Genomic DNA, 6,000 nt, shown 5'->3' on the forward strand with positions numbered 1-6,000 from the left:
ATCTCGTGGCGATCTGGCGAATACACAGTGGGAGTGGCTGAAGGCGGTGTTGCCGCCGCTGCCGAGGACGGGGCGCAAGCTGCTGGATCGGCGGCAGTGCTTCGACGGGATCTGGTGGCGAGCACGGACAGGTTCGCCGTGGCGGGACGTGCCCGAGCGGTACGGACCCTGGGAGACCGTACACGCTCTTCCGGCGATGGCAGATCGACGGGACCTGGGCGAAGGTCTTGAAGAAACTGCAGGTCGAAGCGGATGCCGCCGGGCACATTGCGTGGGAGGTCTCGGTGGACTCGACCGTCTGCCGGGCCCACCAGCACGCAGCCGGGGCCTGAAAAAGCGGGCTCCCGGCACGGGCCGGACGTATCCCGACGGGCTGGCGGCCGAGCCGGACGACCGCGCGCTCGGCCGTTCGCGCGGCGGCCTGACCACCAAGATTCACCTCGCGGTCGATGCCTCCTTCCACGTTCTGGCCGCCGTCATCACCGCCGGACGGCGCGGCGATGCACCGGCGTTCACCGAGGTCATGGACCGCATCCGGATGCCCCGGATCAGTGGTGGACGTCCCCGCACCCGCCCCGACCATGTGCTCGCCGACCGCGCGTGCTCCTCCCGCGCCGTCCGTCGTCAAGGGTGTGCCGCCGGGCCTGGACAGGTGAACGCCTGGTCGGCGCCGGTCCAGGAGATCACCTCCAGCAGGACCTCGGAGGTCGGCGCGGGGCAGCATCGCGTGCACCGCGGCCCGCAGGTCGAGCAGTGAGGCGGGCTCGGGTTGTGCGCCGCCAGAGTGTGGCCACCCACCTTCTGCGCCGTCTCAACAGTGGTGGCGGGACGCGGGTGGAGATACACCCGCTGAACGGCCGCAGGTTGCCCAGCTGCTCCAGCTGGTGGTGGAGTACCGCGCGATGAATGTCCGCCGCTGGGACCCGCGCAATCGGTTCCTGGGGCCGCCGGCGACCATCAGGACCTCGAAGCCGCGCGGATCACCGACGTCCTCCTGGACCTCGGCTTCCAGTGGGGCCGGCCGCCCGAGCTCCATGGCCCGGGGGCGGCGTACTCCGCCTCCGCCCGATCCCGAGCCTCTTCGCAGGCCCCTCTGGCAGGCGCCACCCCCGGTCGCCCCGCAGGTAGACGTGTGGCCTCGACCGATCCGGTCAGCGCGTCGGCCAGTTGGGAGCACGTCGGATCGACGTTCTCCGGGCCGAGCAGTGACACTCGCTCACGTGCCTCGCGGACCGGCTCCGAGGCCGCCTCGGTCCGCGACCGGTTCGATTCCGTGAATGCTCCCCAACGACAGTATTCCGCCGCCGCAACAGGAGCCGCGACGGCGGAATGCCGAAGGGGATGGTCAGTCCATCAGAGTCACTGCGTTGTACTGGCTCGAGTCCTTGACATTGGAGATGCTGCCGCCGCCCCATGCGAGGAACGAGCGGCCCCCGCCGTCGTCATCGTTCACCAGGACCGAGACGCTCAGCAGGCGCTGGTCCGCGGCGATCGGTGCCAGCTCCGCCCAGGGCAGGGTCATTCGGTAGTGCGTCTTCTTGGCGGAGTCGTCCCGCGTCACGGTGCTGGTCGCGGCGGTCTTGGTGCCCGGACTGCCGTCCATGTTGCGGAAGATCACGCTCTGCGCCCCGGACGAGGTGTGAGCGCCGCACCGTACTCGGCGCCGGCGGAGACCGTCTCTCCCGGGAACCCCCGTGCCAGTTGTTCTGTCTCGGGAGGTTGTGGACGGGTGATTCAGGTCTCGGTTGAGGGATCTTGAACAGGTGAGGGCCTTCCGGTTCGGTGTGGATTGCGACATCTACACGAACTGAAAGGCCCTCGTGCCACACTGCAATGCAGCCCTGTCCGAGACCGGACGCCTGTGTCTGGCCCGCTGTGTCGTCGAGGACAACTGGCCCCTGTGCCGGGCCGCCGAACGCTTCCAGGCCTCGCCGACCACGGCCCAGCGGTGGGCCGCCCGCTACCGCCGTTTCGGCGAGGCGGGCATGGCCGACCGCTCTTTGCGCCCTCACACCAGACCGCGCCGCACCCCGACCCGCACCGAACGCCGGATCATCAAGGTCCGCCTCGCACGCCGGTGGGGACCTGCCCGCATCGCTCACCTGCTCGGGAGGCGGCCCGGCTGCTGACGCAGGGGCTGGAGCGGGTGCGGCGGTGGGAGAAGCCGTGGCGGATGCCGACGAAAGCGGCGATCGGCCGCGCCCGCCGACGGTTGGGGCCGGAGCCGTTGAAGGTGCTGTTCGCGCGGGTGTGTCGGCCGGTGGCCGCCCCGGACACTGCTGGTGCCTGGTATCGGCGGTGGCGTCTGGTTGCGGTGGACGGCACGGTCTTCGATGTGCCGGACACCGGGGCGAACAGCGGTTTCTTCGGCCGGCCCGGCTCGGGCAGGGGACAGCAGCGCGGTGCCTACCCGCAGGTGAGGGTTGCTGCACTGGTGGAGTGTGGGACACACGCGGTGTTCGCCGCGGTGACCGGCCCGCTGTCGGTTCATGAACGGCGGTTGATTCCCGGCCTGCTGGGCCGGCTCGAGCCGGGAATGCTGCTGATGGCCGACCGCGGCATCACCGGCTTCGAGCTGTGGCGGGCCGCCTCGGACACGGGTGCGGACCTGTTGTGGCGCGTCCGCAAGAACATCGTGCTCCCGGCCCTCGAAGCCTTCGACGACGGCTCCTACCTGTCCGAGATCGTTGCGGCAGGCGACCGCAAGCGCCGGGATCCGGTCCGGGTCCGCGTCATCGAGTACACCCTCGGCCGTGAGGACGACGACACGGTCTACCGGCTGATCACGACCATCTGCAACCCGCAGGAGGCCTCTGCGGCCGACCTGGCGGGCCTCTACCACCAACGCTGGGAGATCGAGAACACCCTGGACGAGATCAAGACCTTTCAGGGCGGACACCACCTCGTCCTCCGCTCCCAGTACCCCGATGGCGTCGAGCAGGAAATCTACGGCTTCCTTCTTGTCCACCACGCACTCCGGGACGTCATGCACCGCACCGCTCACCAAGCCGGCCTCGACCCCGACAGGCTGTCCTTCACCCGCACCCTTCGCATCGCTCGCCGCCACGTCACCGACCAGGCGGCGCTTTCCCCCCTCACGACTCAGTCGAGCCCTGACTCACACCATCCGTGAGCTGCTGGAACGACTCCTGCCACCCCGCAGGCAACGTTCCAACCCCCTTGTCATCAAACGCAAGATGGCCAACTGGCGCCTCAAACACACCCACCACCGCAACCCACCCCGACCACCCGCAGCAACAATCACACTGGTCACCCACCAAACCAACCAGCAAGCACCAGAAAAGCACCTAAATCGCCAGCACCGGGGCGGGACACCTGTATCGCATGCATCACGGCGGTGAACTGGGTGCAGTCGTTGGTGTTCCCGCCTGTGACAGTGAAGGCGAGCGGGCGCTCCAGGGCATCGCAGGACAGGTGAATCTTGCTGGTCAGGCTACCTCGGGACCTGCCGAGCCCTCGGTTACGGAGCCCTCTTTTCGGGCCCCGGCAGCGTGCTGGTGGGCACGGACCACGGTTGAGTCGATCGACACAAGCCAGTCAATGCCGCCGGTCGAGTCCACCCTTGCCTGGGCGGCCTGAGGCATCCGCTCGAACGTGCCGTCCAGGGCCCACCGGCGAAACCGAGTGTGGAGCGTGGCCCACGCACCGTACGGCTCAGGGACGTCCCGCCAAGCCGTCCCGGTACGGAACTTCCACACGTTCCCGTTGAGCACTGTGCGGTCAGCCAGCCGCTTCCTTCCCCGCAACGACTTGGGCAACAGCGACCGGACGAACTCCCCCTCGGCGCCCGACAGTTCATGTCGACGTATCACCCGACCGTGATCCACCGCTCCAGATCATTTGAAGGCACCACCTGGCCGGGGCTAGGTTGGACCGATCGGCATGCAATCCCCCTGGAAAGGGACATGAATCGGTATGACCGTCGCCTCACAAGCCCCGGCCCAAGTCCCGACCCAAGGCCGTGCCGCCCGGTTGGTGGGGCGGACCCCCGTTGGGGTGCGGCCGTATCTGGAATTGCTGCGGCTGGACCGGCCGGTGGGGGCCTGGTTGCTGGTGGTGCCCGGATGGATCGCCCTGGGAGCGATCGCCGGGCCCTGGGACGGGGGCCTGCTCGGGCTGCTGCTCCTGGTGTACGGGGTGCTGTCGAGAGGGGCCGCCTGCGGGCTCAACGATGTGCTGGACGCACGGTTCGACGCACAGGTGCCGCGTACGGCGGGGCGGCCCGTCGCCTCCGGGCGGCTGGGGGCCGGGCGGGGACTGGTGCTGTGTGTCGTGGTGGGGGCCGTCGCTCCGCTGGTGATGGGGTTCTGGAGTGTGGAGGCCGTGGTGTGGGCGGCGGCCGGGGCGCCCCTCGCGGCGGTGTATCCGTATATGAAGCGGGTCACGCACTGGCCGCATGTGTGGCTGGGGATCACCATCAACTGGACGGTGCCGCTGGTGTACGGCCTGCTCACCGGAGGGCTCGGGCTCGGGGGCGGGGTGCTGTACGGGGCGCTGATCTGCTGGGCCGTGGGGACGGACGTGATCTACGCGTGCCAGGACCGGGAGGCCGATGTGCGGGCCGGGGTGCGGTCGGCCGCCGTGCTGCTGGGGCGGCATAGCCGGGTGGTGGTGGGCGGAGTGTACGCGGGGTGTGTGGTGCTGCTCGCCTGGTTCGGGATCGTGGCCGGGCTCGGGCCGCTGTACTGGCCCGGACTGTGCGCAGTCGCGGGGCAGTTGGGATGGCAGGTATGGCGGGCCGACCCTGCGGATGTCGGAGCCTGCGGGCGGGCGTTCGGCACCAATCCTCTGTGCGGACTGCTCATCCTCGTGGCCGTGCTCGCCGGGCGGGTCGGTACCCTCGGCTGAGGGATACGGATCCTGGAGGTACTGGTGGGACTGCGGGAACGGATCGCGGCGGAACTCACGGCGACCATGCACGGCGGGGATCTCAAGCTGGAGCGGTACGCGGGGCCGCCCGGTGATCCCGGGCTGTTCGGGATCGCGCCGGGGGATCCGGTGTGGCGGGTGCACGGGCAGGCCACCGGGATGCTCACCGGCGGGTTCGCCGCGCTCATGCTCCAGTCGCTGCATCCGCTGGCCATGGCGGGGGTCGACCAGCACTCCGACTTCCGCGCCGATCCGGTCGGGCGGCTGAACGGAACCGTACGGTTCATCACCACGACCACCTTCGGCTCCTCGGCCGCCGCCCGCGAGGTGATCGACCTCGTCCGGCGGATCCACACCCGGGTGCACGGCACCGCCCCCGACGGCCGGCCATACCGCGCGGACGACCCCGACCTGCTCACCTGGGTGCACACCGCCGAGGTACGCAGTTTCCTCGCCGGCCACCAGACCTACGCACCCAGGCCGCTCCGACTGACCCCCGCCGAGTGCGACGCCTACTACCGCCAAGCCGCCCCCGTGGCCGAGGCGTTGGGCGCACGGAACATACCGCGCACGTCCCTCGAAGCCGAGCGGTACCTGGCCCGCCTCCGCCCCCAACTCCACGCCACTCCGGCCGCGTTGGACTCGGTACTGTTCCTCCGCCGCTTCGGACGCACACAACGGGAGCGGCTGGTCGTAGGCCTGCTCACGAACGCCTCGGTCGGACTCCTCCCCGACTGGGCCCGCACCGAACTCGGCATCCACCGCCCGGCCCCCGTCCGCACCGGCTGGGACCGGCCCCTGGCGACGGCCGTCGGACGCACCCTCCAGTGGGGGCTCGGGCCCTCCCGGATCCAGGCCGCCGCACGGGGGCGGCTGGCGGGGGCGCGGCAGGGATGACGTCGAGGTCTTCGAGGCGTCCGGCGGCAGCATGCTTCGGTGGAGGGGAACCGGCGGCTCACCGGGTTTCATGACCGGGCGCGGTCAGGCTTCCACCTCCGCCCCCTAGTGTCCCTGGGGGAGGGGGCCCTGCCGCCCCCTCCCCCCCCCTCCCCCCAAGCCTCCCACAAAAAAAAGATATGAGGGAGCTGCGGTGCAAGAGGGGGGCAATAG

At 70.0% G+C, this 6,000-nt stretch carries 5 protein-coding genes and 2 pseudogenes; 5 read left to right on the forward strand and 2 right to left on the reverse strand.

The genetic code is table 11. From position 1 onward, the window contains the following. Nucleotides 1–13 precede the first annotated feature (13 nt). Nucleotides 14–616: pseudogene (locus tag ACFV8T_RS30310) on the forward strand (transposase); the annotation flags it as partial. A 729-nt stretch (nt 617–1,345) separates the two neighbouring features. Here ACFV8T_RS30310 and ACFV8T_RS30315 read toward each other — a convergent pair. Beyond that, on the reverse strand, nt 1,346–1,603 hold the full coding sequence (locus ACFV8T_RS30315; RefSeq protein WP_385333751.1) for a hypothetical protein: 258 nt from the start codon (nt 1,601–1,603) through the stop codon (nt 1,346–1,348). Between the two features lie 217 nt (nt 1,604–1,820). On the opposite strand from ACFV8T_RS30315, the pseudogene ACFV8T_RS30320 reads away from it, so the two are divergent. After that, nucleotides 1,821–2,120 (forward strand): annotated as a pseudogene (locus ACFV8T_RS30320) (helix-turn-helix domain-containing protein); the annotation flags it as partial. Next, nucleotides 2,078–3,133: an IS4 family transposase gene (locus ACFV8T_RS30325; RefSeq protein WP_385333754.1), complete on the forward strand. Its 1,056-nt coding sequence runs from the start codon at nt 2,078–2,080 to the stop codon at nt 3,131–3,133. The pseudogene ACFV8T_RS30320 and the gene ACFV8T_RS30325, both read left to right, overlap by 43 nt. 316 nt (nt 3,134–3,449) lie before the next feature. On the opposite strand, the gene ACFV8T_RS30330 is transcribed toward ACFV8T_RS30325, so the two are convergent. Next, entirely contained in the window at nt 3,450–3,848 is a 399-nt protein-coding gene (locus ACFV8T_RS30330; RefSeq protein ID WP_385333757.1) for a transposase, read from the reverse strand. Nucleotides 3,849–4,017: 169 nt separating this feature from the next. Between ACFV8T_RS30330 and ACFV8T_RS30335 the strand changes: the two genes are divergently transcribed. Next, entirely contained in the window at nt 4,018–4,869 is an 852-nt protein-coding gene (locus ACFV8T_RS30335) for a 4-hydroxybenzoate octaprenyltransferase (RefSeq protein WP_385333759.1), read from the forward strand. 24 nt (nt 4,870–4,893) lie between these two features. After that, entirely contained in the window at nt 4,894–5,787 is an 894-nt protein-coding gene (locus ACFV8T_RS30340; RefSeq protein WP_385333762.1) for an oxygenase MpaB family protein, read from the forward strand. Nucleotides 5,788–6,000: the final 213 nt, after the last annotated feature.

The sequence above is a fragment of the Streptomyces sp. NPDC059832 genome, from assembly GCF_042731715.1.
Lineage (GTDB): Bacteria > Actinomycetota > Actinomycetes > Streptomycetales > Streptomycetaceae > Streptomyces.